The organism is Mucilaginibacter sp. P19 (genome assembly GCF_050632265.1).
Classification (GTDB): domain Bacteria; phylum Bacteroidota; class Bacteroidia; order Sphingobacteriales; family Sphingobacteriaceae; genus Mucilaginibacter; species Mucilaginibacter gossypii.
Map to the genome: position 1 here is coordinate 5,094,802 of NZ_CP192586.1, position 25,810 is coordinate 5,120,611.

Consider the following 25,810-nt stretch of genomic DNA (forward strand, 5'->3'; position numbering starts at 1 on the left):
GTATACACGCATATCGTGCCATTGTTTTAAATAATTAAAAACCAATATTTTAAGCAAAAAAAACATTCGCTCCAAGTGTCTGATTCTGCACATATCATGTTCAATTACGGTCATATAATCGGTTAATGCAGGTCTTTCCCTTTTTTTAAATTTTATTTTCACCTCAGCTCCGAATCAAGTACCAGCGAAACATGTTGCAGCCCGATAGTCACCATCAATGATATTTACAATACAAATAATACACCAGTTTAATCACGAAGGCCCCATCACTCTTCACACTCCCGCACAAATCATTCATTAACTTAAAATATAATTTTTTTATATATTTGATTAAATATTGAACTTATACTATTCTTTAATTGACTCCTGATTTGAAGCCGCAGTTACAAACGCCTGCCCCCTCAGCCAGAGCAAGGCGGCGGTTATACGAACCCTGTATGACAACTATGCCGCAACGCTTTTAGGCTATATTTTTGAGGTGGTGCAAAACCAGTTGGTAGCTGAGCAGTATCTTATTGCTGTTTTTAACGATGTACCTAACGAAATAGAAGAGCTTTCAAAAACAGATATGAACGTATTTTGCCGCCTGCAGACAATGGCGCGCCAAAAAATGGCTGATTTTTTTGAAACACCAGATAATGATACCGGCAAAAAAGCAGAACAGTGTATGCCATTCTTAAATAATAAACCTATTAGCCTGATGACACCATTACAGCGTCAGGTTTTTTGCGATATTTATTATCAATGCAAAACAACATCGCATATTGCAAAAGAACTGAACAAAACAGCGGAAGAAATAAGGAAAATATTAAAAGAATGTTTTACCATTATCAGGAACGGGAGGAACGATGAAAAAATACATTGACAGCGGCATTCTTGAAGTTTTTGTAATGGGCGCAGCTACCGACGAGGAAGTAAGGGAGCTAATGTACATGAAGGCCAAGCATCCGGAAGTGGAGGAAGCCCTGAAGCAACTGGAAACTGACATGGAAAAGCTTGCAGGTGAAATGGCTATTGCACCGCCTCCGCATATGTGGGAAAAGATAGAAGATGAGATAGACGGCCTTATCCACCAGGGAAATCCGGCACAACCAATTAAATTCCGCACTTCAGACGATGGCCGTAATAAGCATAAAAAAACACCTCCCGAAGATCAATTCATCCCGATTGAATCGGAATCGAACCATATGCGCCTGCATAAATCGTGGCGCTGGGTCTTTGCTGCTGTGTTTGTGTTAGGGAAGATCTTTTTAGGCTTCGCGATATATTTTTACCTTGAAAACCGTCAAACCAGGCAACAATTACAGGAGTTAAAAACCGAGATCAGGGAATTGAAGAAAAGATAGAGGTTGGTGGTTGGAAATTAGAGGTTAGATTTATTTAAAAAAACATTTGAGGTATCCCGAGGGATGCCTTTTTTGTTGTTTATTAAACCACCACCTCTTAACTTTAACTTATGGAAAACGACTATCTAACCAGTGTAAAAAAGCAGTTTGCCTATTACAAATCCCTCGGCGAAAAAACGTTTGAACAGCTTACCGACGAACAATTATATTGGCAATACAACCCCGAATCAAACAGCATTGCCATGATCGTGAAGCACATGTCAGGCAATATGATTTCCCGATGGACTGATATTTTTACTACTGATGGCGAAAAACCCACCCGTAACCGGGAAGCTGAATTTACCCCTTCTACCCCCACCCGCCAAACAATTACCGAAACCTGGGAACAGGGATGGCAATGCCTTTTTGATACGCTTGATAAACTAACCGCCGACGATCTCGGTAAGATCGTCTATATCCGCAACCAGGGCCATACAGTTATGGAAGCCATTAACCGGCAGCTGGCCCATTACCCCTACCACGTTGGCCAGATAGTTTTTTTAGGTAAGATGTTGTGCAATGAAAACTGGCATTCATTATCTATCCCGAGGGGGCAATCTGAAAACTATAATGCAGATAAGTTCGCCCAGGAAAAACGGAAAGTTCATTTTACTGATGAGAAATAGTTTATCTATCATCAAGTAGTTAAGCTGTCTAAAAACGATAATTATTGAATGTAGAGGCGCATAATTGCGTCTCCTGCTTGCAATTTACGTTACCTGATACGCTTTTGAAATCGGCTTGTCCTTCGGGAGACGCAATTATGCGTCTCTACAAAAAATATTTTCCTTCATTTTTTAATAATACCACAGAACGCTCAACTTTCAATCTCAGCTCTAAAACATTTTCCAAATAAATTTCCGCAACCAATTAATTGCATTTATATTGCAATCGAACGGTTGCAAAAAAGATTTTATGAGAAGAGATGTATTTCAGGCCATTGCCGATCCTACCCGCAGGGCCATCATTAGTTTGCTTGCTTTGCAGGCTATGACACCCAATGCCATTGCCGAACATTTTCAAAGCAGCCGGCAAGCTGTATCCAAGCATATCCAAATCCTGAGCGAATGCCAGCTGGTTAATCAAAAACAAACCGGCCGCGAAATTTATTATCATTTTAACGCTCAAAAAATGAAAGAAGTGGATGTTTGGATGGACCAGTTCCGCGCCCTGTGGGAAACCCGTTTTAGCCAGTTAGATAACGTACTACAAAACCTAAAAAACAAACAGTCATGACAAACAACGAAACCGTATTTACCAAAGACCTGCAAAACAGACGGCTTAATGTGGTAAGAACTTTTGACGCGCCACTCAATTTAGTATGGCAGGCATGGACCGAAAGTGAAATTCTTGACCAGTGGTGGGCACCAAAACCTTATCGCACCGAAACAAAAACCATGGATTTTAGGGAAGGCGGCTACTGGTTATACCAGATGGTTGGCCCGGAGCATACTGAACATCCAACATGGTGCAAGGAAGAGTATAAAACCATCGTAGCTCCGCAAAAAATTGCCAATGCTGTTTCCTTTTGTGACGAAAATGCTGTAACCAATACCAATTTCCCTGTTATGAACTGGGAGAAGAACTTTACCGGCAAGGGTGAGCATACTACCGTTAACATCGATATCTATTTTGACAAAGTGGAAGATATGCAAACCATTGTTGGTATAGGCTTCCAGGAAGGCTTCACTGCCGGCTTAAGCAACCTTGATCATTACCTGAGCACAGCTTTCAGAATCAGGAAAGATCTGAAACCGGGCAATGCTGCAAGGGTTACCACTTATTTAAATTTCCCCGGAAACACTGAAGAGGCTTTAACCTTTTACAAAGAGGTTTTTAAGGGTGAGTTTACAGGTAAAAAACTCACGCGGTTCAGCGATATAGAGTTACCGGCTGAGGTCCGGATGAACGAAGCTGATAAAAAATTGATCATCCACGGCGAACTTACCATTATGGGAGGCCACGTACTGATGGCTACCGACGCGCCGGAGAGTATGGGCTTTAAACTGCAGACCGGCAATAATATGCACATCAACGTTGAACCCGAAAGCCGCGAAGAAACCGAGCGCCTGTTCAACGAACTTTCGGTTGGTGGTGTGGTTACTATGCCATTGAGCGATATGTTCTTTGGGGCATACTTCGCGGAGCTTACGGATAAATACGGTATTAACTGGATGCTGAATTATCAGAACGTTTGAACCGGGATTTGGGGGGGTTGGTTTACTGGGATTTTAATTGCGATTTTAATATAGCTTAACGTCCCATCAGGGTCTCTCGCAGAGGACCCTGATGCATACACCATTCAGGTCCGCTGTTCAATCCACTTGCGCTCGTTTGCAACCTACCGTGTACCCATATCTTTTTATTAAAGAAAATGTCATTTCGAACGAGCCAGCGCAGGGAAAAGCTGGGCGCGAGGAGAAATCTTATACGCCATACATAGCGAGTTTGCTGCTTGTAGAAGATTTCTCCTCACCTCCAGCGCACCATCCCGCCCAGGGTTCGTTCGAAATGACAACTACTTTTGTTTAATCAGAAGGTTTGATAAGATATGGGTACACGGTAGGTTAAAAACGGGCGCTTAACGTGGCTTAGCGATTGCATCGCAACTCGCATTACAAATGCCGAACCATATTAAGCACTCATCACAGATGAGCGCAAGTTCATCGGCAAATCATCAAATAAAAAAATCCGAAATCCCAACTCCCAATTCCGAAATCAAAATCCTATCTTTGCCCATGCAAGAAAAAATCCTCATTCTTGACTTTGGTTCGCAATTCACCCAACTTATAGCGCGCCGTGTCAGGGAGCTCAATATTTATTGTGAGATCCACCCCTTCAATCATTATCCCGAAATTGACAGCACTGTAAAAGGTATCATCCTTTCCGGCAGCCCTTATTCTGTAAGGCAGGAAGATGCTCCTCATTTCGAGTTTGAAAAATTCCACACCACACGCCCTATTTTAGGTGTTTGCTATGGTGCTCAATACGTTGCCCATTTTCATGGCGGCGAGGTATTGCCATCAAGTACCCGTGAATATGGTCGCGCCAATCTGGAATATATCAAAAAGGAGAATCCATTATTTAAGGATGTTCCCGGTGGCTCACAGGTGTGGATGTCGCACGGCGATACCATTGCTACCATTGGCGATAACTTTGAGGTAATTGCAAGTACCGATAGCGTTAAAGTTGCCGCTTACCAGGTAACCGGAACCCAAACTTACGGCATCCAATTTCACCCGGAAGTTACCCACAGTATTGACGGTAAACAATTGCTGCAAAACTTTTTGGTTGACATTTGCGGATGCAAACAGGACTGGACACCTGACTCGTTTATCGAAACCACAGTTGCCGCTCTTCGCGAAAAACTGGGCGATGATAAAGTAGTACTTGGTTTATCAGGCGGTGTTGATTCGTCGGTTGCGGCAGTATTGCTGCACCATGCTATCGGCAAAAACCTGCATTGTATATTTGTAGATAACGGCCTTTTGCGTAAGGATGAATTTGAGCAAGTACTTGATTCATACCAACACATGGGCTTAAACATAAAAGGCATCGATGCCAAACAACGTTTTTATGACGCGCTTGCGGGCTTAACCGATCCTGAAAAGAAACGTAAAGCTATCGGCCGCGTGTTTATCGAGGTATTTGATGATGCCGCACATGAGGTACAGGATGTGAAATGGCTTGGCCAGGGCACTATTTATCCCGATGTTATCGAGTCGGTATCAGTAAAAGGTCCTTCAGCTACCATCAAGTCGCACCACAACGTTGGCGGTCTGCCTGATTTTATGAAACTTAAAGTAGTTGAACCGCTTAACACTTTGTTTAAAGATGAGGTAAGGAAAGTAGGTAAAGCTTTAGGGATCGATCCTAATATTTTAGGTCGGCACCCTTTCCCGGGCCCAGGCCTGGCTATCAGGATTTTGGGAGACATCACACCCGAAAAAGTGGCGATACTACAGGAAGCTGATGCAATTTATATAAACAATTTACGTGCTGCCGGGGTTTACGATAAAGTTTGGCAGGCCGGCGCTATATTTTTACCGGTACAGTCGGTAGGCGTAATGGGCGATGAGCGTACTTACGAAAACGTGATCTGTCTCCGTGCTGTTGAATCGGTTGACGGGATGACCGCCGACTGGTGCCATTTACCGTACGACTTGCTGGCCAAGATCAGCAACGAGATCATCAACAACGTAAAAGGAATTAACCGGGTAGTATATGATATCAGTTCAAAACCACCGGCCACTATTGAGTGGGAATAAGTGGTTACCGTTTTTTTGCATAGCCTTGCTGCTGGCCGCGTGTTCACCCAAAACGCGGCCGGTAGCAACTACCGTAAAAAACCGACTGATACCGAAAAAAGCCCGATAATACCTCCGAAAAACCGGTCAAAGCTCCGGAGCAAAAGGTGGCTACTATAGCCATGATCCTGCCTTTGAATCTTGAGCATTTAAATCCGGCTCAAAAATATAGCCCTATACAATTAAGCCAGGCCAATATCGCTGTTGAATATTACCAGGGATTTAAGCTCGCCCTCGATTCGCTTACTGCTTACGGAAATAATTATAGGCTACAAATCTTTGACTCGAAAGACGAAGCCATGCAGGCACATGACCTGGCTTTAAACGCGTTTATACGTTCAAGCGATTTGATAGTGGGCCCGGTTTTCCCGGATGGCGTAAAATCCTTCTCCGGCGCATTGTCGTATTCAAAGGGACCAATTTTATCTCCTTTATCGCCTGCCAATCCAAGCACAATTAAAAGCAAAAATTTAATCACTGCTATTCCTCCGCTTGAATATCACGCATGGGGCGCTGCCGAATACATTAACAGAACGGTTAAACCTAAAAAAATCTTCATTCTGCGTTCGGGCTTTAACCAGGAAAGTGATTACGCTATTAACTTTAAAAAGGCTATTGACAGCTTAAGTAAAAAGAAGGTAAAGGTCACCAACGTATATGTTATACGGGGCAAACTGAGTAGCCTGCTGCCGCAGCTATCAAAAACCGAAAAAAATGTGTTTGTGATCCCTGCAACCGATCAGGCATTTTTAGGTGTAACCCTCCGATCTTTAGATACATTGAACAAACACTATCCGGTTATGGTGTTTGGGCACCCGAGCTGGGAGAAGTTCAGTTTCCTGAAACCGCAACTTTTACAACGTTTGAATACGCATATTACCTCTACCGAAAAAATAAATTACAAAGCGGGGGCTACAATAACATTTTTACGTAACTATAGGCGTGCTTATCACGTTGAACCGACCGAATACGCCATTAAGGGTTTTGATGAAGGATTGTATTTTGGAAAGCTACTCTTTACGGATAAAGGCATGCAATCCATAGAAGGAACGGATTTTACAGGTTTGCATAATGGCTTCCATTTTGTCAAAAAGCCGGGGCAGGGCTGGATCAACACCCACGTAAATATATTAATGTACACTAACTTTGAGCTAAAACAGGTAGAATGAAGGCTATAAATCAGCTTAAAACGTTTCAGCGAATTTTGGGTGAATACCCTGCCGATACGCCACTAAGTAAATTTTTACCCGGCTTTTACCGGCAAAACAAACAAATGGGCTCAACCGACAGGCGGGTTGCCAACCGGTTAGTATACAATTACTTTCGCCTGGGCAGGGCATTGCCTGATGTTTCTGAAGATGAGCGGCTGCTGGTTGCCGAATTTTTATGCAATACCCAAACCAACTCTTACCTGCAACACTTCAAACCAGAGTGGGCTGTATGTGTTGGTTTTAGTGACGATGATAAACTGGCCCTTGTAAAAACCGCCTACCCTGATTTTAAACTGGCAGATGTTTTCCCATGGAGCAGCCAGCTTTCAGAAGGGATTGATAAAGAAGCTTTTCTGAAATCATTTTTTTGCCAGCCCGATCTGTTTATCCGCGTGCGCAACGGTTATGATCATTTGGTAAAAGCCGAACTAACCAAAGCCCAGGTTGTATTTAAAGACGAAGGTAATGGCTGTTATTCGCTGCCAAACGGTACGCGCCTCGAAACCATATTTCCTAAACAACACTGGTTTGAGGTGCAGGATTATTCATCGCAGCAAACAGGGAATTATTTTAAGCCTCAGCGCTGGGATAGCTGGTGGGATGCCTGCGCGGCATCGGGCGGTAAATCACTATTACTGCATGAGGATGAGCCTAATATTAAACTGGTTGTATCCGATATCCGCGAATCTATCCTGGCCAACCTTGATGAGCGCTTTCAATTGGCCGGATTAACCAAATACCAGAAAAAAGCACTTGATCTTACCCAAAACATTGATTCAGTGATGCATGACTACGCTTTCGACGGGATCATCCTGGATGCCCCCTGCAGTGGCTCGGGCACCTGGGGACGTACACCCGAAATGATAGCCCAGTTTGATATGCACAAGATCGAGTTTTTCCAAAAGCTTCAGAAGAGTATTGCCCAAAACGTAGTAAAATACCTCAAGCCCGGTAAGCCGCTCATCTACATTACCTGTTCTGCCTTTAAAGGTGAGAATGAAGATGTAGTTGATTATTTAGTAAACGAGCTTGGTTTAAAACTGGAAGAGAAAGCGGTATTAAAAGGCTATGAGCGTAAAGCAGATACCATGTTTGTGGCGAGATTAAGCCCTTCTCCTATTGTTTAATAAAATATATAATTGCTGCCGTCGCTCGGCTCCAGCCGAGTGACCACTATTAAGCGGCGTCTCGCCGTCGAATTGCTAAGCCTTTTTAAGCGCGCAGGCCAGAGGCCTGGGGATAATCGTCACTCGGCTGGAGCCGAGCGACAGCGTTAGTATTGAATACTATAGTACCCTTTGACGCAAGTCTTGAATAGGGGGATATCGTGGAGGCTGACTTGTGCCTCTGCAAACTCATCTCAGAGAATTTCACATTGGTCTTTTTATCACAGCTGTAATAATCCCCCTGCAATTAAACCAATAGGCAAAATAATTTGACCGGGTACAACCACCATTGAAACAATAGCTAAAAGAACACCGACTCCTATTTTTAATAGCGCTAAATTAAAGAATGGTTTTTGCGCGTTATTAACGTCAACTATCTTTTGAGCAGTTAAATTTTTAGTACTTGTTCTATCAAATCAGCAGGGATAGCCTGTTTTTCGAGCCGGCATAAATTACCTCATTGTCAAGGCCCTCGTTTTTTAATCTTGAAGCTTGCAGGTAGGCTTTCCTTTTTAGTTCTTCGTCCATTGGTTCAGGTTAAAATATTCAAACAAATCAGGGGATTACAAATGCGTATTACTCCTAAACAGCTTAATAGCTATCGCCAAAAGAATTATCCCAAAGGCCTTACGCAGCACGCTTAACCCAATCGGACCAAGCAGCCTTTCAAGCCATTTTACGTTTTTAAGTACTAAATAAACCACAAGGGTATTCAGTACAATACCTACAAGGATATTCTGCGTTTGATATTGCGATTTAAGGGAGAGCAACGTGGTCATGGTACCGGCGCCTGCAATAAGCGGGAAAGCAAGCGGTACAATGGATGCAGCCTGTGGTAATTCCTCTTTAAAAAAATCGACACCTAAGATCATCTCCATGGCTATAATGAAAATCACCAGTGAGCCCGCTATCGCAAATGAAGAAATATCCAGACCTATTACAGCTAACAGTTCATCCCCTATAAAAAGAAAGGTTACCATAAGCACCAGCACGGCTATACTGGCCTTTTCCGACTCGATATGACCGACACGTTGCCTGAGCTGGATAATTACCGGTATACCACCCAAAATATCAATAATAGCAAAAAGGATCATCGTAACCGAAATGATCTCCTTAAAAATAAATGGGTGCGGCATGGTCTCTTAAATTTATTCTTTTTTCTTTAACCGGATGCTTAGCAGCAACGCAGCTAAAATATAGCATGAAGATAAGAAGAAAATAGCATGTACCGATAGCAAAGCTGCAAAGCCGGCCGTAACCGGACCAAGGGTTTGACCAATGGAAGCATATGACTGATTGATGCCCAATATTTTGCCTTGCTCTTGATGATCAATATGATCGGCAATTATCGCGTTGAGCATAGGATTACGCAGACCGTTAAACAAGCCATAAATACAAATACCTATAACAAAAGGAATAAAATGATTGGTGAGCCCGGTTACAAACATCGCCGCAAGGCAAAGAAAAGTAGAGAGCAACAGGATCATTGATTTAGATGAAAACCATTTGGTGAACAGCGGCACACAAAGCTGCATGATAATACCACTCACGCCGAAACCTGCGTACAGAATACCGATCTGCGTGGGGTTGATCTTCAGTACATCAACAGTAAAAGTTTGAAATGCTATGATCATGGTAAACTGCGCCATGGTAAGCATAAAACCGGTAAACACAGCTGTGCCGATAACCGGTCGTTTAAGGGTAGTTATCAGCGAGGTAAACGAAAATTTAGTTTTTTCTGAATTCTTTTTCGTTTTATCGGGCGGGTTGGTTTCCTTTAAAAAGAACAGGCTGCAAAGTGTGCCTATAAGTGAAATGCCCGCCGCAAAAAAGAAAGGTACCTGCATACCGTACCTGTTAAGGAAGCCGCCCACAGCCGGCCCAATCACAAAGCCAAAGCCAAAGGCCGAGCTCAAAATGCCGAACCTTTTGGCACGGTTATCGGGTTTAGCCGTATCCGATACCATGGCCTGCGCCACGGATACATTACCGCCGGTAAGCCCATCAAGGATGCGGGCTGCAAAAAGCATGATCATGCTCCTCGCTTCGGCAAAAAGGATAAAGGAAATACAGGTACCTGCCAGGCTGATCACTAGCAAAGGCTTCCTCCCCCATTTATCAGACAGGGAACCCAGAACCGGTGTGGCAAAAAACTGAGCTACTGAAAAGGAAGCGGTGAGGATGCCTAATGTTTCGCCGGTAACGCCAAAGGTTTTACCGTATGAGTAAAGTATCGGTACAATAATGCCGAACCCTAACGAGTTGATGATACATACAAATACTAATACCCACAGGTTTTTATCGCCCTTCATGAAGCGGTTTTATTGGTTTACTGGTATAAAAAGAGAATGTAACAAAAAAGGTTCTGAAAATTCAGAACCTTTTTTGTTTATGATAACATTGTTATGATTACTCAACAAATTTAGGGTTGATAGGGTTATTGGCACCTTCAACTTTACCATGGCGTACATGCGAACGTTTGATACTGTAACCAAAGTAAACGGCAAAACCGATCAATAACCAAACGATAAGCCTTGCCCAGTTTTCCCAGCCTTCACTCGCAATCATACACAGGCATATGAGGGCACCAAGCGGGCAAACTATCATATAAGCCGGAGTTTTGAACGGGCGTACAATGTCGGGATCGGTTCTCCTTAAGATAAGGATACCTATACATACGAGCACAAAAGCGAAAAGCGTTCCGATACTTACCATGTCGCCTACATATTTATCGGGAATAAAACCGGCAAATAATGATACGAACACAAAGAATAACCATTGCGATTTATAAGGGGTACGGAATTTAGGATGTAGTTTTGAGAATACTTTAGGAATTAAACCGTCTGTACTCATGGTATAAAATACACGTGTTTGGCCCATAAGCATTACCAGGATCACAGACGAGAAGCCCGCAAGTATAGATACAGTAACAAATGACGCCAACCAACCGTAACCAGGCATAGCGGTTTTGATAGCATAGCTTACTGAAGCTTCTTTACCCTGGATAAGGAAATCTTTGTATGACACTAAACCAGTCAACACATGCGAGAATAAGATATAAAGTACTGTACAAAACACCAATGATATCAAAATACCTTTTGGCATGTCTCTCTGCGGGTTCTTAGCTTCCTGAGCAGCAGTTGAAACAGCATCAAAACCGATAAAGGCGAAAAACACAACGCTTGCACCGCGTAATACGCCAAGCCATCCGTGATTAAAGGTATCGGCATAGTCAACTACACCGGCACTCACTTTAATTTTTCCTGCATCGGCAGGGATGGTATATGGGGTATGGAAAGCCGGGTTAATAAAGTGCCAGCCTAAACCAATGATCATCAACACAATGGCAACTTTTACAATTACGATGATATTATTCACAACTGCCGATTCTGCAGTACCACGAATCAATAACAGCGTTAACAGGAACAGGATCAGAATAGCCGGCAGGTTAACGATACCTCTTGTACCCATCTCGGCGGCGTACATACCTGCAGTGGTATTTGACACTTCCATAAACGAGTGCGACCATGCGTATGGTATATGCACGTTAAAGAAAGTGGTTAAAAATTCATTAAAATACTGCGACCAGCCAATTGCAACTGTAGCGGCACCAAGCGCGTATTCAAGCACTAAATCCCAGCCAATGATCCAGGCAATAAACTCGCCCATGGTAGCGTAAGAGTAGGTATAAGCAGATCCTGCGATGGGGATCATACTGGCAAATTCTGCGTAGCACAATCCGGCCAGGGCGCAACCGGCGGCTGCTATAAGGAAAGAGATGGTAACCGCAGGGCCGGCATGTTCACCTGCCGCGGCTGCCGTACGAACGAAAATACCGGCACCTATAATTGCGCCGATACCGAGTGCTATAAGTGAGCCAACGCCTAAGGTTCTCTTGAGCGACTTCTCCGTCTCTGCCGAAGCAGCCATTAGTTGAGCAATCGGTTTTTTAATAAATAATTTCATTTTAAATTAGTAAGATCAGTCAAAAATTAAAAATTTACATTTCCCCAAACGTACTTAAATTTATTGAAAACATAAAGCGCCGAATGAAACAACAGTTAAGTATTAATTATCAAAATATTAAACTGTTAAATGCTATTAAATCTATAGAGAATCAGATTTTAAAGCTGAATGCAGAACGCCTAAAGCTCAAAGCAAATAAACCGGCAAATCTTACAGCGAACTGCTGCTCACTGCAAACTGTTACTGCCACTCACTGAAAACTGCCCACTGTTATTGCTCCCCTTCCCGTTTCACCAGCAATACTTCATCATTATCTAATAACAGGTAGCCGTACTCATAATTAAAAAAATAGGTCGACCCGGTTTTAGTTTGATAGAGGCTGGTAATATGGTCGAAATCAAAACCTTTTGCGGTGAGTTTTTTACGGGTTGTTTTGGTTTTGCCGGTTGGGTTCAACTCTTCCAGCACACGGCGGTTACGGCGCAGGATATTATTGATATTACGCACCAGGTTATAGCTGTTACTGTTAAGCTGATTGTTATAATTATTGCGGCACAGATCATTACAAAACTTTTTGTCGGCACGGCCTTGTAGTGGTGTACCACAATCTAAGCATACTCTTTCCTGGTTCATGACATAAAGATAGCGATTAATTTATCCGTTTGCAAACGCTTACAAACGGATACTATCGACTATAAACGGTTAATATCCGGTTAAATTTTCTTGCCCTCCCCACCTTTGTATCGTTAATTCAAACAAACATTAAACAGTAAATATTAAAACGATGAACTCATTAAGAAACAGTGTGCGCCTGGTAGGCAACTTAGGTATGGACCCGGAAGTAAAAGTATTCGACAGCAATAAAAAAATGGTACGCCTTTCCATCGCCACCAACGAAAGCTATAAAAATGATAAAGGCGAAAAAATAACCGATACCCAATGGCATAACCTGATTTTCTGGGGCACACAAGCCAAACTTGCCGAAGACCTGCTTAAAAAAGGCGATGAGTTGGCCATTGAAGGCAAACTGACCAACCGCAACTATACCGATAAGGATGGCATTAAACGTTACGTATCCGAAATAGTGGTTAACGAATTTTTAAAAGTGGGCGTTAAAGGCTGAAAAGAAAAGGGCGAGGTGCCTAAGGCTACAGGGCATTGGCGGGTAAAACCTGTGAACGCGGTTGGTTTGGTATCTCCAAAGGATGAATAATCCCAAGTTTCCTATACGACAGGACAACGTCATGGCTTGTTCTTATAAGAACGTATAGGAAACTTATTTTTGTTATTACTTTGATGTTCTTTGTCGTCAAATACGTCAATGGAATTCTTTCAAACACTTAGTCTTGCTGATTATGATTAGATTTACTTAGCTATCTTGAACCATGAAAGAAATTCGACTATATGGAGTAATGATGAAAGCCCATAGACTCTTCCATATAAATAAGCACTTATCAGATTGGGATTTAAGCCCTGTTGAAGGAAAAGGGCTGTACGTAAGGCGAAACGAAAATTATGGACATATTGAAATCAAAATCTACAAATCATTGGAGTACGATACCAAGATGATTTGGAATCTAAACAGTGACCAATTACCTGATGAATGGGGAGCCAAAGAGGCGGGTGAACATGCATTACGTTTTTTATAAGTTACCTTGAAGGTATAAGAGGAGAAGACATCCCATTAATTTTTGAAGTTATTGGAGGAAGCTATCACCCCGTTGACTCAAAAGCCCGAAACTATACAACCGCCACAATATATGCTATTGTAGATTGTTTTGCGAAAAACGTTATTGAATTCAGAAGTCACCGACTGATTAAGAAAAACATATATTAAAGTGCAATCATCTTCGCTTGAATTACAAACCACGTAAGCATAGACCCTCAATTAAAGGTATCGATCAAACGCAGAGGCTTAATCCCGAGGGTATGCGGGCGCAGATATCGTCTAAAAACGAATGACAACAAATAGTAATTAAATACTTAACGCTTGATACATGTTAAAGTTATATAAAAAAGATGCCGCGGTGATAAACTATTGGGAAACCTGGGATAAAGATGATAAAACAGGATTAATTCACTGGGGAATTGTCGGCGAAGTAGGGCAAAATGAAGAAATACATTCAAGCTTGCTATCAAGCTTTCGAAAAAAATCCAAACGATCATAAACAAAAAAATAGACGAAGGTTATAGACACGTTGACATAGATGATCACTACACACTTTTAATCGAATATATAATTGAAGGTATAGGGACTCCAGAAGACATTGAAAAAAGAACAAGACTTCAAAACAAAATGGACGAGGTTTTAGGATGGACAGGTCTTGGACATTGTGACGGCGGAAGTACTGGTGGCGGAACAATGGAAGTTTGCTGTTTAGTAATAGATTTTGACTTAGCTAAGACTGTAATTGAAGTAGCCTTACAAAATACGGAATTTGCAAATTACGTTCGGATTTACGACGAAAACCAATGATAATCGCAATTAGGAAAACATTTGTTTAATCAGGATATAATATTAACTTACACATTTTAGAAATAATAGTCTATAACCTAAGTTGCCCAACTATATAGACAGCATCCAGGTTTGTTCTGCGAACACACAGAGGAAACTTATTTTATAATATACATAGCGTTAGAAAAAGAGCTTTTTTCATGTGTAACATCGTTCGAAACTGCAAAATATAAAGTTTTGCACCGTATTAAATGGTGTAATATGATCTTCGTTGATACATTTTAGTTTTTGAAAACCGTTAGACATGACCTGCTCCAGTTGCAACTTAGAATATCGGTTTACCGAAAGGCCGCTACATTTTTCAGGGCCATTCTCTGAAAATGTACCTACAATAAGGTTACGTTTAACTGCGTTGCGCGCAATGGAAATGTATGACGCAATTTGTTGCTGCGTGGTTAAAAAATGGAAAGTGGCGCGATCATGCCAAACATCATAAATTTCTGACGGCTTAAATTCGGTGATTTCTGAAACAATCCATGTTACCAAATTGGCCTTCGGTCCAAGTCTCATCTTTGCGCGGTTTAGTGCGGCTTCGGAGATATCAAGCACCGAAATATTACGATACCCTTCATTCAAAAGATGGTCAACCAGGTTGCTGTCGCCTCCTCCAATATCGATGATTTTGGCATCTTTAGGAAGGTTGAAACTATGAATGAAATTTAATGATGTTTGTGGGACGGTTTGTGTCCAACTTACCTCATTAGATGATTTTGTTGCGTAGACATGCTCCCAATGCCCTTGCCTATTTTCTTTCATAAATAATTCTGAACTTTGACAGCAAATATCAGATAATTAAAATGAAACACATTTTCTCCATCTCACTTATAAGTTTATTTTTCCTTATATCAATATCTTTCCAAACCAAAGCGCAAATATCAAATCAACCCTTAAAGATGCCCGAAATCGGATATCCCTGGAAAAAGAGTGAATTACTTGAACCTTCTGTTTTGGCTGGTTTTATACAGTCGGGAAAGGAAGAGATAGCAATCCTGAACATTGGAGCAGTTGAAGATTTGCCTGGAGCCTTACATATAGGTGCAGTGAGCGATGAACGGAACATGACAAAACTGCGGCAACTATTAACAAACTTACCTAAGCATAAGCCTGTAGTTATTTACTGCGGGTGCTGTCCTTTTACCAAATGCCCCAACATTCAGCCTGCCTATCAAGAATTGTCGAAAAATGGCTTCACTCAGATTAAAGTGCTCGATCTTCCTACAAATTTACAAACTAATTGGATTTCCAGAGGATATCCGATAGCTAAGAAACAAACGAATAAATAGCATATAAACAAAGCCCTTGCTTTATTACTAAGGGCCTTGCATCATTTTTAGAGGAAACCTTATTTTAATTATAATGTAATTTCCATCCATGCCGGTATTGTCATTTAACAACCTGCTCCCTGGCTAATTTCTCTATCTCGGGCAGTTGCTTCTTATATTTCCCGGCGTCCCAATTTTTAACATAATCTTTCATTGGTGGCATCCCCATTGCTTTACGTCGCTCGTCCAAATGATCAACATCAGCAATAGGATATATATATCTTGCCTGTTTGTTTATCTGTAAATCCTTGGCTACCGTAAACTTGTTTCTTGCCGGTCCGCATATTGATCCTGTCTTCAAGGATAGCAAGGTTGCTTGAAAGTATTTCGCCATTTTTTTCCGCAGCTCTGATCATTTGTAAATAGTTTTGCTGCGTTTGCAAATCGGCATGTTGGATTACCAGGAACAGTACCTGACTTCCCGTAATACCTACTTTTTGCGGCCCCAGCCAACCATACTTTGTTAGTATAGCATTCACCCTGATCAAATTTTGACTGTCGGTTTTATGCATAACTTCTTGCAGGCTATCGGCAACATTGATTTGTGCATTATCTCTTTTTGCCCACAGATATTTTATTCTAACAGATTGGTCTGATTGATAAACGGAATCCAAAACAATCATTAACGATCTGTTTAACTTACTACTGTCAATGGTGAATGTGGTAACCTGCGCAAAAGAAGCTGCACACACAAATAAGAAGAAACTAATGCAAATCAAATATTTCATTCTGCACAGGCTTATATCCACTCATTTGCTGATTACTTATATCTGCGTTTTACCCCAGGATACGATCATGGGATAAAGATCGGCCGTTTTTACATTATTATTTACTTTAAGGTATAAAAAATATAACTACCGATTAAAAGCACCACTTACATATCAGCCTCGGAAGCCCTGATATATGCCGTTCTTTCCACAATGGAATGAATAACCCCGTCAAGTTGCTGCGATGTTGTATCAATATGCCCGATAATCTCTTTATTGAGCGGGTTTTGAAGATCTTCATTATCAAACAAATTAACTAAACCTAAGATAGTTGCAACCGGTTTGCGCAACTCATGCGAGCTGATATTAGCTATGGTTTGCAGCCTATGATTTTGTTCTCGTATATTATCTTCGGTCTTTTTGCTTTCTATCAGCACTCTCAGAATATTTACAGTGCGCTCAATAATACTCAACTCATCATCATTTGGCTCACGTACTGTATGGTAATAAATGCCAAACACAGCCAAAACTTTGGTATTTTTTGAACTCATTACCGGCGATGACCAGCAAGCCTTAAGGCCGTAGGGTTTAACAAGCCCCACATAATCGCCCCACAGGGGATCATTTTCGATATCACTTACAATAACCTGCTTGCGGTGAAATGCCGACGTACCGCATGACCCTACATTTGGCCCTACTAATAAGCCTTCTAACTGATCGCTATAAGCCTGCGGCAGACGCGGACCGGCAAGCGTATGCAATTTTTCCTGTGCATCATCAACTTCCAAAACAGAACAGATCATATCCGGGAAAATCCTTTCAATTCCCATAAGCAGTTCGCCTGCAGATTGTGCCAGTGTGTATTGCGATGCAGCATTTAACTCCAGCACCCTTTTTTCAAGCTCTAATACCCATTCCTGCATTTTTATTTCCGTTATATCACGTACAAAAACAGCCAGATGTTCCTGATATGGGTATATATTGATGCGAAGCCAGCTGTTTGAATTTGCATTTAAATATTGTACCTGTGTTGATTTTTTGCAGGTTAATGAAAGTTGAAACTCGTTCTCTACCCTTTCAGTTAAACCAAGACTTTTAATCTCCATAAAATTGGCCTGATCAAGTTCGGTTAAGCTAAGGTTAGTCATGGACTGGAAGGCCGGGTTAAAGGAAATTATATTCCAGCTGGCATCAAGTACAATAAAACCTTCATTAAGGCTTTGAATGGTATGCTGAACAATATCATCTGCCGATTGGGCAATCATACCGGCAAGTGTATTACCGCTTGAATAAATCAGGTTATCATCCTCATTCAATATTACCGACCAGATAATACTAAAGTAACATCCGTCTTTTGCTTTAATACGGCTTTGGTAACCAACTAATTTTTTATTAAGCAGAAGGCTGCCCTGTGATTCTGCCTGGCGTTCTTTATCTGCCGGATGGCACAGGGCCTCGATATTGATGCCTGTTAATTCATCATCGCTGTAGTTAAGGATATTACGAAAAGCATGATTGGTATGCATGATCACGCCATTCATATCCATGACAAAAAAATATCTTTTGAATGAGTAAAGAGTGACGTAAACCTTGTGTCCATACGCAGCAGGCATAAACATATTTATAATAACTAAGTTATAAAAAATGTTTGCAATATTATCTAATATTTCAGGGAGTACTTGCTGCTACGGGTATTATTTTCCCGTTAAAAAATTTACTCCCGGTTAAAGCAAAATCAGCTATATATTTACCCATTTCAAACGCCATTACGGGCGATTGATAACCCGGAAAAGCCTGTTCCAGCATCTCGGTTTGCGCCGATCCTAAAGCCAGGCAATTTATTTTGATCCCTTGTTCGGTTAACTCCTGTGCTAAACATTCGGTTAGCGTGTGCAATGCTGATTTACTTGCTGAGTAAGCCGCGAGGCCCGGAAATTTAGCGCTCCCCTGAAATCCTCCCATGCTGCCAATATTAACAATGTGCGAGCCCGCAGGCATTAAAGGAAGCAATGCCTGGATAGCACGTACATGACCAATAAAATTGCTTTGCAGCATCTCTACAAAATCCGACTCGCGTAATTCGGTAAACGCTTTATTGATAAGCACACCTGCATTATTAATCAAAATATCAACCCGGTTATCAAAATGCGAAGCGATAAACTGCTGCAAACCTTCATAATCATCATGCACTATATCAAATTTCAAGGCAAACAATTGGCAATCGGGGTTTAAACCATGTGCTATCTCCAGCAAACGTTCCAGTTTATCCTGTGAACGGGCCAGCGCTATCACCTTATGGCTGCCCGAAAGTATCAGTTCAATTACGGCTTCAAAGCCCACGCCGCTGCTGGCGCCGGTTATTATGATGTTCATATGCCCCCTAACCCCCTAAAGGGGGAATGATTATTTGTTATTAATTTCGTTTCCCACGCGTACTTGCCTCGTTCCTCACAATGACGCGTGATTTATCCTCTAAGATGATAAATCAACGCTAAACTACCAATTTTTGCTCAACCGGGTGTTTAATCAGGTAAAAGCCGTCGCTGATGAGCTTACCATATTCAGGCTCGCTACGGCCCTTTTCTTCAAGAAAATGCTTGATTTCGGCTGCTAACACCGGGTCTACGCCTTCATGGTCAAGTATTTCCAGTATCTCCAGGGCACAAAGCCAGTCATCATGATGGTCTTTTTGCAGTTGCTGCCATACATTGCCTAAAAAGCCATAATCGCCATGATTTGTGCGGCAATTGCGTACCTGCTGGTAAAGCCTGTGCAGTTCTTTGGTTTTATGATCATGCCGGGCGTGGTATGTTTCTGTTTTGGATTTATAAACAATGGTTTCATAAGCCTCCCTGTCAGCCGCTCCGCAAAATACCGAAATGATCTCTTCGCCAACAGCCATGTCATAAACGCCCCAGGCCGGATCAAACAACACCGTTCCATTATCATCAGTAACGGTTACGTTATCAAAAGTGACCAGGCAGATTTTGCCAGCCTCTGAAAGGATATTTTTAACAATGCCTTTTACGGTGATCCCGCTTTCAAAATGCAGTTCGGTTCCCAGCCCTTTTATTATACCCGCCGCTTTCAGATCATACTCCGAAAAATCCTCCAAAGATGTATCGTGATAGCCTTTCAATTTGCCAACCGGCGAGCTGAAACCATCTTTATGATAATCTTTACCATGGCCTCTTAACTGTTTATTGTTCAGAGCCAGCGCGGTGGGGCCGGTGGTTTTTATAAAATAAGGTTTGCCGGCTGCATCTGTCTTAAAATCGGTAATGTTACCCGAAACCTGCAAGCCCGAACTGTAAACAGCCGTACAGGTATTTTTGCTTTCAACAGCCTTGTTTAATCCGTAAGCACCACCTTTTCTGAAAGCCATCGTATTGGCAAACTCTTCCAGCACGCTGATCAGGTTTTGAAAATCGGGGGTTACAAAAAGCTGGGGCTGTGGCTTGGTGATATCATAAGGATATTTAACAGCGTCAATAGTATACCATAGCTTTTGTACATCTTTATTCATACAGGTTGAACTTTCACCGATAGATGAAAGCAGGCCTGCACCATAGATTTTTGGCTGTTCAAGAGTGCCTATTAAGCCGTACTCTACCGTCCACCAGTGTAAGCGGCTTAGCAACGCCATTTCCGAAGGTTCACCCATATTCTCCTGGCAATAAGTTACCAGCTCTTCGGCTTTAAGGATTTCCTGTTCATCGGCATCGGGCATTTCTTTTAATATCGATAAAGCCCGGATAGCCTCATAAAGCTCAAAATCCTGTGCCGAAAACATGGCCTTGGCCCCTATCGATCCAAAATAGCTCAGGTATTCATGGTAATCCTTATCGGCAATAATGGGCGCATGCCCTGCCGACTCGTGGATAATATCGGGCGCCGGGGTGTATTCAATATGTTTTAACTGGCGAATGTCCGCAGCTATAACCAGCACCCGGTAAGCCTGGTACTCCATAAAGGCTGCCGGCGGGATAAAGCCGTCGACCGTAACAGCACCCCAGCCAATTTTGCCGAGGGCGTCATTCATCTCCTGTAAATCGGGAATATGTTCAATAGTTAAACCTGCTTTTTGCAAGCCGGGAATGTACGGGTAGTAAGCAACATCCTTTAGATAACTATAATTTTGGCGCATGACATAGCGCCACACCGCATGATCGATAGGCGTATAATGCTCGTAGTGCTGGTCGACAATAAATTGTTTTAAATGACCGGGCAATGCCGCAACCTGCGGATTATTAAAATCATTAAAATGGCTCATTGATAACTTGCGATTTATAATACAACGCCAAGTTTAGCAGATGGTTGCCATGAAAACAAGTTTCAGTTTATTATTCTGAAATTAAAACAGAGGCAGAATATTATTCTTCTATCGGGTGATTTTCCAATTTTGGTTCTTCGCCTTTTTTAAGACTGGCCTCAAGCCGCTTAGGAGCTAATACATAATATACACCTAATAAAGCTACAATAATTGAGATTAGATAAAATCCAAAGCTCAGGTAAACCGCCATATCTTCGGCTAAGTTAAATTGACGGGCAAGGGTAAGAAACAGCGCGTCGCGGATACCGCCGCCGCCCAAACTAAAAGGTATAATTGCCGCCAGCGATGAGAAAAGAAATGACAACAGGTAAGGGGCAAATTTGCCGTTAAAATCCTGCGCAAGCAGTAAGCAAACAATGGCAAGCAATTGCATACTTTGTACACCTATTGCTTTTAAGTGGGCCTGTATAAAGTTGTGAGTGTATTCTTTAAAAAACTTGCGGGCTACAGCGTAATAGATCACAGAACCAACCGATACTATACCAAGCGGCCAGGCCAGATGATAAGGAAAACTTGGTATTAAAATTACCAAACCAACTACAATGGCCCCTATGGCCCAAAAACCGCTAAGTCTGTCAAACAAGATAGCCCAGAATACTTTTTTGGTAGGCAAATGATAGCGTTTATGCAGCAGGTAAATTTTGTAACCATCGCCGCCGATACCGCCGGGTAATAACACGTTATAGCACAAGCCAAGAAAATATAAACGCAGGTTGAAGCGCCAGTCTAACCGCAAACCGATGGATTTAAAGTAGCTTAACAACCGCCATGACAGAAAAAAGCATCGACCCGATATAACAGGCAATAGCGGCAGCTAACCAGGCGCGGTCGGCATGGATTAAGCGATATTTAATTTTCGCAAACGGAACCTTACTGAATACATAGTAAAGCAACCCCCGGTTACTGCTATGATAAGGATTACTTTTATAACGCCCCAAAGCTTACCTTTCCAGGTTTTGTGTTCGGCACCTTCGTCAATGATGTCTTCTGTTTGTGTCATTCGGCTGCAAAGCTATGTTATTTTTTTATTTGGATGTACGGGATAGTCAATTAACAATTTTTCTTCATTTTGTTTTCACAAACATTAAAACCAGTAAATCAGTTAATTATTACGGGCTATTCTTACCAGGATAATTCATAGCTCAAATAATTAAACCATGGCTATTGTAATCAAATATTCAACGCTGTGTAATCATAACATCAAATCGGTAAAATCCTGACAACAAAGTGTTATTTTTGCGCAAATTTTTTGGAGATGAGTAAAGTAAAAGTTGGTTTAGTACAAATGAGCTGTACTGCTGATAAAGAGCAGAACCTGCAGAAAGCAATTGTTAAAGTAAGGGAAGCGGCTGCTAAAGGCGCGCAAATAGTTTGTTTACAGGAACTTTTTACCTCGCTTTACTTTTGCGATGAAGAAAATTACGACAATTTTAAGCTGGCCGAAGCCATTCCCGGCCCATCAACCGATGAGCTTTCAAAAGTTGCTGCCGAGCTGAATGTGGTGATCATTGCTTCGTTATTTGAAAAACGTGCTCAGGGTGTTTACCACAACACCACTGCCGTGCTTGATGCCGACGGAAGCTATTTAGGAAAATACCGCAAAATGCATATTCCTGATGATCCGGGCTTTTACGAAAAATTTTACTTCACGCCTGGCGATTTGGGTTACAAAGTATTCAACACCAAATTTGCCCGTATAGGTGTATTGATCTGCTGGGACCAATGGTACCCTGAAGCAGCGCGTATCACCGCTTTAATGGGTGCCGATATATTATTTTACCCAACCGCAATTGGCTGGGCTACCACTCAAGACGAGAGCTACCAACGTTGAGCAATACAACGCATGGCAAACCATTCAACGTTCGCATGCGGTAGCTAATGGCATACACGTAGTAAGTGTGAACCGTGTTGGCGAGGAAGCCGGTGTAAAATTCTGGGGCGGTTCGTTCTTTGCTAACCCATTTGGTGCTATTATACATCAAACATCACATGATCTGGAAGAAGTTATAGTACAGGAACTTGATCTGGATAAATCGGATTACTACCGCAGCCACTGGCCGTTTTTGAGGGATCGCCGCATAGATTCTTATCAGCCGATAACAAAGAGACTGTTAGATGAGGATTAGTCCATGGTCGATAGTCCATAGACCATTGTAAAAAGTATGGCTTTAAATTTGAAAACCTCCAGGTCTGGCAAAAAGCTCTGGAGCTAACTGATGAGATTAATTCACTTACAAAAAACAGTTTTCCGAAGGAAGAGTTATTTATTTTAACGTCCCAAATAAAAAGGGCTGCTGATTCTGTAGTACTTAATATCGCCGAAGGTTGCACGGGACAAACCAATGCAGTTTTCAAAACTTTTTTAAGTTACGCATTAAGATCAGCCATTGAAGTTGTAGCATGTCTGTTTATTGCCAAAAAACGAAAAATTATTAAGGAAGATGATTTTCATAAATTATATAATGAATACCAGGCATTATGTAAAATGATAACAGCTTTGAGAAATACACTATAAAACCTTCTACCATGGACCATCGACTATCGACTATGGACAAAATTATACTTACCCCCGCCTCGCAAGGCTTTTCTTTTCCCGCCGAGTGGGCTAAACATACCGCCACTTGGTTAAGCTGGCCACATAAGGAAGCTTCATGGCCGGGCAAGATCGATACCATTTACGCACCTTACATTGAGTTCATTAAGGTAGTTACCGAAGGCGAACTGGTACGTATCAACGTAGTAAATGAGGATATGAAAGCATCTGTAATTTTTCAACTGCAGAATGCCGGTGTGGATTTGAATAAGATCGAGATCTTTGAATTCCCGACCAATGATGCCTGGTGCCGCGACCACGGTCCGGCGTTTTTGATCAACCCAACTACAAGTCAAAAAGCTATCGTAGACTGGGGTTATAACGCATGGGGCGGCAAATACCCTCCATTCGACCTGGATGACGTGATCCCTACCAAAATAGGTAACCACTTTGGTTTGCCGGTATTTAATCCCGGCATAGTAATGGAAGGTGGCTCGGTCGACTTTAACGGTAAAGGCACTATTTTAACTACCACTGCTTGCCTGCTTAACAAAAACCGGAACCCGCAGCTTAACCAGCAACAAATTGAGAGCTACCTGCAAAGTTATTATGGCGCAGAACAGATCCTTTGGCTGGGTGATGGCATTGTAGGAGATGATACCGACGGACATATCGACGATATCACCCGCTTTGTAAACGAAGATACCGTAGTTACCGTTGTGGAGGAAGATAAGAACGATGAAAACTATCACCTGCTACAGGAAAACCTCGAAACGCTGAAAACCATGCGCCTGCTTAACGGCAAACAGCTAAACATTGTTGAATTGCCCATGCCTGATGCGGTTGTTTATGAAGATACCCGTTTACCGGCATCTTATGCTAATTTTTACATTGCCAACTCGGCCGTTATTGTGCCTACTTACCGTTCAAAGAACGACGATAAAGCGCTTGATATATTAACCAAATGCTTTCCCGACCGCAAGGTTGTGGGCATTGACAGTACCGACATTATCTGGGGCCTCGGCAGTTTCCACTGCCTGAGCCAGCAAGAACCGGAATAAGACCTCACCCTGCCCTCTCCAAAGGAGAGGGTTCTTTTTTGATCAAAAATTGTCATTTCGACGAACCGGTGGGGGCATGGGGTGGTGTGAGGAGAAATCTTATACACCTTGCTGTGAGATATATGGCGCATAAGATTTCTCTTTCGCTCGGGCGCTCATTCCTTCCGGTGCTCTGTCGTATGACAATTTGATTTTTGAATAAGAACCTACTCTTTCTTTTCTTGCTTCTTTGATCTTGCTTCTTGACTCTTGACTTCCTGGCTCTTGCCGCTCCGCTTCTTTTCACCGCCCTTATCCCCTACTTTACCGACATCTCCCCTTACATCGCCAACAATTGATTGACCCGCCTGCCCTGTTGCAGTAGTTTTGGGTAACATTAAAACTTAAAGCGATGAACAACGATATAATAAACACCGAAAACAAAAGAAATGGCAAAATCATGTTAGGAATAATTTTACTGGCAGCCGGTGGTTTATTTCTGATAGATCAGCTTAATGCCTTCCTACTTCCCGACTGGCTTTTTAGCTGGCCAATGTGGTTCATAGCCTGGGGCGCTTACATGGGTGCCAAACATGACTTTAAAAAACCATCATGGATCTTTATGATACTGTTAGGCATCATATTCCTGGTAAATGATAACGTTTATAACGCCGACCGTATAACCTGGCCAATTGCATTGATGCTGCTTGGCACCTGGATAGCCATCAAACCGGCCAAACAAACCGACCGGGACTTCTGGGAAAAGAACGAAAAAGCTAAACAACACTTCGACTTTGAACAACCCAAAACCGAAGCTTAAACTCAATCATCCATCATATATCAAAGCCGGGGCATTTTTAAAAAGCCCCGGCTTTTTGTTTTATATAAACCGCGGGCAAGTAGAGCTTATTGCAGTGTTTTCAGTGCGTATATTATAATAAATATACCCAAAAGGCATATTGCGGTGGCGGCAATTAAATTACCTATTACATCTTCTTCAGGAAAAAGAATCTGATCTTTCCCTTTTAAATACTTCATCTCTATATTTTTCCCTACCCGGTGCGTCTCACAAAAATTTGCGCCTATCTGCTTTGAGTATGTCGCCCCCTCATAAAATACTTTCATAAAGTACTTAGCTTTAGTTCCACTACACACGCCCGGAAGCTCAATTATTTTCATTTTTACAATGCTTCCTTCATTTTGTATCTGCAACTGTGCTTTACAATTCAGCATTCCAAGCACAGATAATATTGCTATTAATATGCCTGCTGATATCGCCAGTATTTTCATTGAGTTTGACCGGATTTGAGCCCTTAATTTACCAA

The 25,810-nt window shown here is 42.0% G+C and carries 31 protein-coding genes and 1 pseudogene; 18 read left to right on the forward strand and 14 right to left on the reverse strand.

Features of this window, described 5'->3' with window-relative positions; genetic code table 11:
* The first annotated feature begins 481 nt into the window (after positions 1 to 481).
* From ACQ86K_RS24765 to ACQ86K_RS24800, 8 genes are all read left to right on the forward strand, one after another.
* Entirely contained in the window at positions 482 to 865 is a 384-nt protein-coding gene (locus ACQ86K_RS24765) for a sigma factor-like helix-turn-helix DNA-binding protein (protein ID WP_143020736.1), read from the forward strand.
* Complete coding sequence (locus ACQ86K_RS24770; RefSeq protein ID WP_091166777.1) at positions 849 to 1,346, forward strand: hypothetical protein; 498 nt, start codon at positions 849 to 851, stop codon at positions 1,344 to 1,346. The genes ACQ86K_RS24765 and ACQ86K_RS24770 overlap by 17 nt, the downstream gene beginning before the upstream one ends.
* A gap of 110 nt (positions 1,347 to 1,456) precedes the next feature.
* Positions 1,457 to 2,011: a DUF1572 domain-containing protein gene (locus ACQ86K_RS24775; protein WP_091166776.1), complete on the forward strand. Its 555-nt coding sequence runs from the start codon at positions 1,457 to 1,459 to the stop codon at positions 2,009 to 2,011.
* Between the two features lie 289 nt (positions 2,012 to 2,300).
* A complete protein-coding gene (locus tag ACQ86K_RS24780; RefSeq protein ID WP_090528388.1) occupies positions 2,301 to 2,621 on the forward strand; it encodes an ArsR/SmtB family transcription factor in 321 nt (106 codons plus the stop codon).
* Complete coding sequence (locus tag ACQ86K_RS24785; protein WP_091166773.1) at positions 2,618 to 3,583, forward strand: SRPBCC domain-containing protein; 966 nt, start codon at positions 2,618 to 2,620, stop codon at positions 3,581 to 3,583. The genes ACQ86K_RS24780 and ACQ86K_RS24785 overlap by 4 nt, the downstream gene beginning before the upstream one ends.
* A 540-nt stretch (positions 3,584 to 4,123) precedes the next feature.
* Entirely contained in the window at positions 4,124 to 5,653 is a 1,530-nt protein-coding gene (guaA, locus tag ACQ86K_RS24790; protein ID WP_091166967.1) for a glutamine-hydrolyzing GMP synthase, read from the forward strand.
* A 146-nt stretch (positions 5,654 to 5,799) separates the two neighbouring features.
* Positions 5,800 to 6,861, forward strand: a complete 1,062-nt coding sequence (locus ACQ86K_RS24795; protein ID WP_431198990.1) for an ABC transporter substrate-binding protein — start codon at positions 5,800 to 5,802, stop codon at positions 6,859 to 6,861.
* On the forward strand, positions 6,858 to 8,030 hold the full coding sequence (locus ACQ86K_RS24800) for an RNA methyltransferase (RefSeq protein ID WP_091166770.1): 1,173 nt from the start codon (positions 6,858 to 6,860) through the stop codon (positions 8,028 to 8,030). Before ACQ86K_RS24795 ends, ACQ86K_RS24800 begins: the two co-directional genes overlap by 4 nt.
* Before the next feature lie 602 nt (positions 8,031 to 8,632).
* On the opposite strand, the gene ACQ86K_RS24805 is transcribed toward ACQ86K_RS24800, so the two are convergent.
* The 3 genes from ACQ86K_RS24805 to ACQ86K_RS24815 form a co-directional block, all read right to left on the reverse strand.
* Positions 8,633 to 9,205, reverse strand: a complete 573-nt coding sequence (locus tag ACQ86K_RS24805) for a MarC family protein (RefSeq protein ID WP_091166768.1) — start codon at positions 9,203 to 9,205, stop codon at positions 8,633 to 8,635.
* 12 nt (positions 9,206 to 9,217) lie between these two features.
* Complete coding sequence (locus ACQ86K_RS24810; RefSeq protein ID WP_091166765.1) at positions 9,218 to 10,381, reverse strand: MFS transporter; 1,164 nt, start codon at positions 10,379 to 10,381, stop codon at positions 9,218 to 9,220.
* A gap of 97 nt (positions 10,382 to 10,478) precedes the next feature.
* Positions 10,479 to 12,035 carry an amino acid permease gene (locus ACQ86K_RS24815; RefSeq protein ID WP_091166763.1) on the reverse strand — a complete coding sequence of 519 codons (1,557 nt, stop codon included), beginning with the start codon at positions 12,033 to 12,035 and terminating at the stop codon, positions 10,479 to 10,481.
* Positions 12,036 to 12,118: 83 nt separating this feature from the next.
* Here ACQ86K_RS24815 and ACQ86K_RS24820 point away from each other — a divergent pair, with 83 nt between their 5' ends.
* A complete protein-coding gene (locus ACQ86K_RS24820; protein WP_189549455.1) occupies positions 12,119 to 12,292 on the forward strand; it encodes a hypothetical protein in 174 nt (57 codons plus the stop codon).
* Positions 12,293 to 12,305: 13 nt separating this feature from the next.
* Here the strand turns inward: ACQ86K_RS24820 and ACQ86K_RS24825 are convergent, their stop codons facing one another.
* Complete coding sequence (locus ACQ86K_RS24825) at positions 12,306 to 12,668, reverse strand: hypothetical protein (protein WP_091166760.1); 363 nt, start codon at positions 12,666 to 12,668, stop codon at positions 12,306 to 12,308.
* Positions 12,669 to 12,819: 151 nt separating this feature from the next.
* On the opposite strand from ACQ86K_RS24825, the gene ACQ86K_RS24830 reads away from it, so the two are divergent.
* From ACQ86K_RS24830 to ACQ86K_RS24845, 4 genes are all read left to right on the forward strand, one after another.
* Complete coding sequence (locus ACQ86K_RS24830) at positions 12,820 to 13,158, forward strand: single-stranded DNA-binding protein (protein ID WP_091166759.1); 339 nt, start codon at positions 12,820 to 12,822, stop codon at positions 13,156 to 13,158.
* Positions 13,159 to 13,420: 262 nt separating this feature from the next.
* Positions 13,421 to 13,684, forward strand: coding sequence for a hypothetical protein (locus tag ACQ86K_RS24835; protein ID WP_431198991.1), 264 nt, complete (start codon positions 13,421 to 13,423; stop codon positions 13,682 to 13,684).
* Positions 13,685 to 14,032: 348 nt separating this feature from the next.
* A complete protein-coding gene (locus ACQ86K_RS24840; protein ID WP_431198992.1) occupies positions 14,033 to 14,203 on the forward strand; it encodes a hypothetical protein in 171 nt (56 codons plus the stop codon).
* Between the two features lie 128 nt (positions 14,204 to 14,331).
* Positions 14,332 to 14,511 (forward strand): hypothetical protein, encoded by a 180-nt coding sequence (locus tag ACQ86K_RS24845; protein ID WP_431198993.1) that lies wholly within the window; start codon positions 14,332 to 14,334, stop codon positions 14,509 to 14,511.
* Positions 14,512 to 14,688: 177 nt separating this feature from the next.
* On the opposite strand, the gene ACQ86K_RS24850 is transcribed toward ACQ86K_RS24845, so the two are convergent.
* Complete coding sequence (locus ACQ86K_RS24850; RefSeq protein ID WP_091166753.1) at positions 14,689 to 15,306, reverse strand: class I SAM-dependent methyltransferase; 618 nt, start codon at positions 15,304 to 15,306, stop codon at positions 14,689 to 14,691.
* Positions 15,307 to 15,347: 41 nt separating this feature from the next.
* On the opposite strand from ACQ86K_RS24850, the gene ACQ86K_RS24855 reads away from it, so the two are divergent.
* The gene (locus ACQ86K_RS24855) at positions 15,348 to 15,833 is read left to right on the forward strand and encodes a rhodanese-like domain-containing protein (RefSeq protein WP_091166751.1); all 486 of its coding nucleotides are present in this window, start codon (positions 15,348 to 15,350) and stop codon (positions 15,831 to 15,833) included.
* A gap of 100 nt (positions 15,834 to 15,933) precedes the next feature.
* On the opposite strand, the gene ACQ86K_RS24860 is transcribed toward ACQ86K_RS24855, so the two are convergent.
* From ACQ86K_RS24860 to ACQ86K_RS24890, 7 genes are all read right to left on the reverse strand, one after another.
* Positions 15,934 to 16,062, reverse strand: a complete 129-nt coding sequence (locus ACQ86K_RS24860) for a hypothetical protein (protein ID WP_431198994.1) — start codon at positions 16,060 to 16,062, stop codon at positions 15,934 to 15,936.
* 10 nt (positions 16,063 to 16,072) lie between these two features.
* The gene (locus tag ACQ86K_RS24865; protein WP_143020734.1) at positions 16,073 to 16,600 is read right to left on the reverse strand and encodes a DUF6624 domain-containing protein; all 528 of its coding nucleotides are present in this window, start codon (positions 16,598 to 16,600) and stop codon (positions 16,073 to 16,075) included.
* Positions 16,601 to 16,746: 146 nt separating this feature from the next.
* On the reverse strand, positions 16,747 to 18,126 hold the full coding sequence (locus tag ACQ86K_RS24870; protein WP_431198995.1) for a PAS domain S-box protein: 1,380 nt from the start codon (positions 18,124 to 18,126) through the stop codon (positions 16,747 to 16,749).
* A 121-nt stretch (positions 18,127 to 18,247) separates the two neighbouring features.
* Positions 18,248 to 18,952 (reverse strand): SDR family NAD(P)-dependent oxidoreductase, encoded by a 705-nt coding sequence (locus ACQ86K_RS24875; protein ID WP_091166744.1) that lies wholly within the window; start codon positions 18,950 to 18,952, stop codon positions 18,248 to 18,250.
* A 118-nt stretch (positions 18,953 to 19,070) separates the two neighbouring features.
* Positions 19,071 to 20,852, reverse strand: a complete 1,782-nt coding sequence (locus tag ACQ86K_RS24880; RefSeq protein WP_091166742.1) for an aromatic amino acid hydroxylase — start codon at positions 20,850 to 20,852, stop codon at positions 19,071 to 19,073.
* A gap of 100 nt (positions 20,853 to 20,952) precedes the next feature.
* Positions 20,953 to 21,717 (reverse strand): lysylphosphatidylglycerol synthase transmembrane domain-containing protein, encoded by a 765-nt coding sequence (locus ACQ86K_RS24885; RefSeq protein ID WP_431198996.1) that lies wholly within the window; start codon positions 21,715 to 21,717, stop codon positions 20,953 to 20,955.
* 33 nt (positions 21,718 to 21,750) lie between these two features.
* The gene (locus ACQ86K_RS24890) at positions 21,751 to 21,912 is read right to left on the reverse strand and encodes a hypothetical protein (protein ID WP_431198997.1); all 162 of its coding nucleotides are present in this window, start codon (positions 21,910 to 21,912) and stop codon (positions 21,751 to 21,753) included.
* A gap of 255 nt (positions 21,913 to 22,167) precedes the next feature.
* Between ACQ86K_RS24890 and ACQ86K_RS24895 the strand changes: the two are divergent.
* From ACQ86K_RS24895 to ACQ86K_RS24905, 3 genes and pseudogenes are all read left to right on the forward strand, one after another.
* Positions 22,168 to 23,038 (forward strand): annotated as a pseudogene (locus ACQ86K_RS24895) (carbon-nitrogen hydrolase).
* Between the two features lie 17 nt (positions 23,039 to 23,055).
* Positions 23,056 to 23,427 carry a four helix bundle protein gene (locus tag ACQ86K_RS24900; protein ID WP_091166965.1) on the forward strand — a complete coding sequence of 124 codons (372 nt, stop codon included), beginning with the start codon at positions 23,056 to 23,058 and terminating at the stop codon, positions 23,425 to 23,427.
* Between the two features lie 11 nt (positions 23,428 to 23,438).
* Positions 23,439 to 24,506 (forward strand): agmatine deiminase family protein, encoded by a 1,068-nt coding sequence (locus ACQ86K_RS24905; protein ID WP_091166737.1) that lies wholly within the window; start codon positions 23,439 to 23,441, stop codon positions 24,504 to 24,506.
* Between the two features lie 206 nt (positions 24,507 to 24,712).
* Here ACQ86K_RS24905 and ACQ86K_RS24910 read toward each other — a convergent pair whose 3' ends face one another.
* Positions 24,713 to 24,883, reverse strand: coding sequence for a hypothetical protein (locus ACQ86K_RS24910; protein ID WP_176844434.1), 171 nt, complete (start codon positions 24,881 to 24,883; stop codon positions 24,713 to 24,715).
* A 14-nt stretch (positions 24,884 to 24,897) separates the two neighbouring features.
* Here ACQ86K_RS24910 and ACQ86K_RS24915 point away from each other — a divergent pair, with 14 nt between their 5' ends.
* A complete protein-coding gene (locus ACQ86K_RS24915) occupies positions 24,898 to 25,305 on the forward strand; it encodes a LiaF transmembrane domain-containing protein (RefSeq protein WP_091166735.1) in 408 nt (135 codons plus the stop codon).
* A gap of 86 nt (positions 25,306 to 25,391) precedes the next feature.
* Here the strand turns inward: ACQ86K_RS24915 and ACQ86K_RS24920 are convergent, their stop codons facing one another.
* The gene (locus tag ACQ86K_RS24920; protein WP_091166733.1) at positions 25,392 to 25,775 is read right to left on the reverse strand and encodes a hypothetical protein; all 384 of its coding nucleotides are present in this window, start codon (positions 25,773 to 25,775) and stop codon (positions 25,392 to 25,394) included.
* Between the last annotated feature and the right edge of the window lie 35 nt (positions 25,776 to 25,810).

Excerpts from the sequence above, each read along its gene's own strand:
- ACQ86K_RS24770 (WP_091166777.1), top strand. The coding sequence starts at position 849 with ATGAAAAAATACATTGACAGCGGCATTCTTGAAGTTTTTGTAATGGGC.
- ACQ86K_RS24775 (WP_091166776.1), top strand. The coding sequence starts at position 1,457 with ATGGAAAACGACTATCTAACCAGTGTAAAAAAGCAGTTTGCCTATTAC.
- ACQ86K_RS24780 (WP_090528388.1), top strand. The coding sequence starts at position 2,301 with ATGAGAAGAGATGTATTTCAGGCCATTGCCGATCCTACCCGCAGGGCC.
- ACQ86K_RS24785 (WP_091166773.1), top strand. The coding sequence starts at position 2,618 with ATGACAAACAACGAAACCGTATTTACCAAAGACCTGCAAAACAGACGG.
- guaA (WP_091166967.1), top strand. The coding sequence starts at position 4,124 with ATGCAAGAAAAAATCCTCATTCTTGACTTTGGTTCGCAATTCACCCAA.
- ACQ86K_RS24800 (WP_091166770.1), top strand. The coding sequence starts at position 6,858 with ATGAAGGCTATAAATCAGCTTAAAACGTTTCAGCGAATTTTGGGTGAA.
- ACQ86K_RS24805 (WP_091166768.1), bottom strand. The coding sequence starts at position 9,205 with ATGCCGCACCCATTTATTTTTAAGGAGATCATTTCGGTTACGATGATC.
- ACQ86K_RS24810 (WP_091166765.1), bottom strand. The coding sequence starts at position 10,381 with ATGAAGGGCGATAAAAACCTGTGGGTATTAGTATTTGTATGTATCATC.
- ACQ86K_RS24815 (WP_091166763.1), bottom strand. The coding sequence starts at position 12,035 with ATGAAATTATTTATTAAAAAACCGATTGCTCAACTAATGGCTGCTTCG.
- ACQ86K_RS24820 (WP_189549455.1), top strand. The coding sequence starts at position 12,119 with ATGAAACAACAGTTAAGTATTAATTATCAAAATATTAAACTGTTAAAT.
- ACQ86K_RS24825 (WP_091166760.1), bottom strand. The coding sequence starts at position 12,668 with ATGAACCAGGAAAGAGTATGCTTAGATTGTGGTACACCACTACAAGGC.
- ACQ86K_RS24830 (WP_091166759.1), top strand. The coding sequence starts at position 12,820 with ATGAACTCATTAAGAAACAGTGTGCGCCTGGTAGGCAACTTAGGTATG.
- ACQ86K_RS24835 (WP_431198991.1), top strand. The coding sequence starts at position 13,421 with ATGAAAGAAATTCGACTATATGGAGTAATGATGAAAGCCCATAGACTC.
- ACQ86K_RS24840 (WP_431198992.1), top strand. The coding sequence starts at position 14,033 with ATGTTAAAGTTATATAAAAAAGATGCCGCGGTGATAAACTATTGGGAA.
- ACQ86K_RS24845 (WP_431198993.1), top strand. The coding sequence starts at position 14,332 with ATGGACGAGGTTTTAGGATGGACAGGTCTTGGACATTGTGACGGCGGA.
- ACQ86K_RS24850 (WP_091166753.1), bottom strand. The coding sequence starts at position 15,306 with ATGAAAGAAAATAGGCAAGGGCATTGGGAGCATGTCTACGCAACAAAA.
- ACQ86K_RS24855 (WP_091166751.1), top strand. The coding sequence starts at position 15,348 with ATGAAACACATTTTCTCCATCTCACTTATAAGTTTATTTTTCCTTATA.
- ACQ86K_RS24865 (WP_143020734.1), bottom strand. The coding sequence starts at position 16,600 with ATGAAATATTTGATTTGCATTAGTTTCTTCTTATTTGTGTGTGCAGCT.
- ACQ86K_RS24870 (WP_431198995.1), bottom strand. The coding sequence starts at position 18,126 with ATGGATATGAATGGCGTGATCATGCATACCAATCATGCTTTTCGTAAT.
- ACQ86K_RS24875 (WP_091166744.1), bottom strand. The coding sequence starts at position 18,952 with ATGAACATCATAATAACCGGCGCCAGCAGCGGCGTGGGCTTTGAAGCC.
- ACQ86K_RS24880 (WP_091166742.1), bottom strand. The coding sequence starts at position 20,852 with ATGAGCCATTTTAATGATTTTAATAATCCGCAGGTTGCGGCATTGCCC.
- ACQ86K_RS24890 (WP_431198997.1), bottom strand. The coding sequence starts at position 21,912 with ATGACACAAACAGAAGACATCATTGACGAAGGTGCCGAACACAAAACC.
- ACQ86K_RS24905 (WP_091166737.1), top strand. The coding sequence starts at position 23,439 with ATGGACCATCGACTATCGACTATGGACAAAATTATACTTACCCCCGCC.
- ACQ86K_RS24910 (WP_176844434.1), bottom strand. The coding sequence starts at position 24,883 with ATGTTACCCAAAACTACTGCAACAGGGCAGGCGGGTCAATCAATTGTT.
- ACQ86K_RS24915 (WP_091166735.1), top strand. The coding sequence starts at position 24,898 with ATGAACAACGATATAATAAACACCGAAAACAAAAGAAATGGCAAAATC.
- ACQ86K_RS24920 (WP_091166733.1), bottom strand. The coding sequence starts at position 25,775 with ATGAAAATACTGGCGATATCAGCAGGCATATTAATAGCAATATTATCT.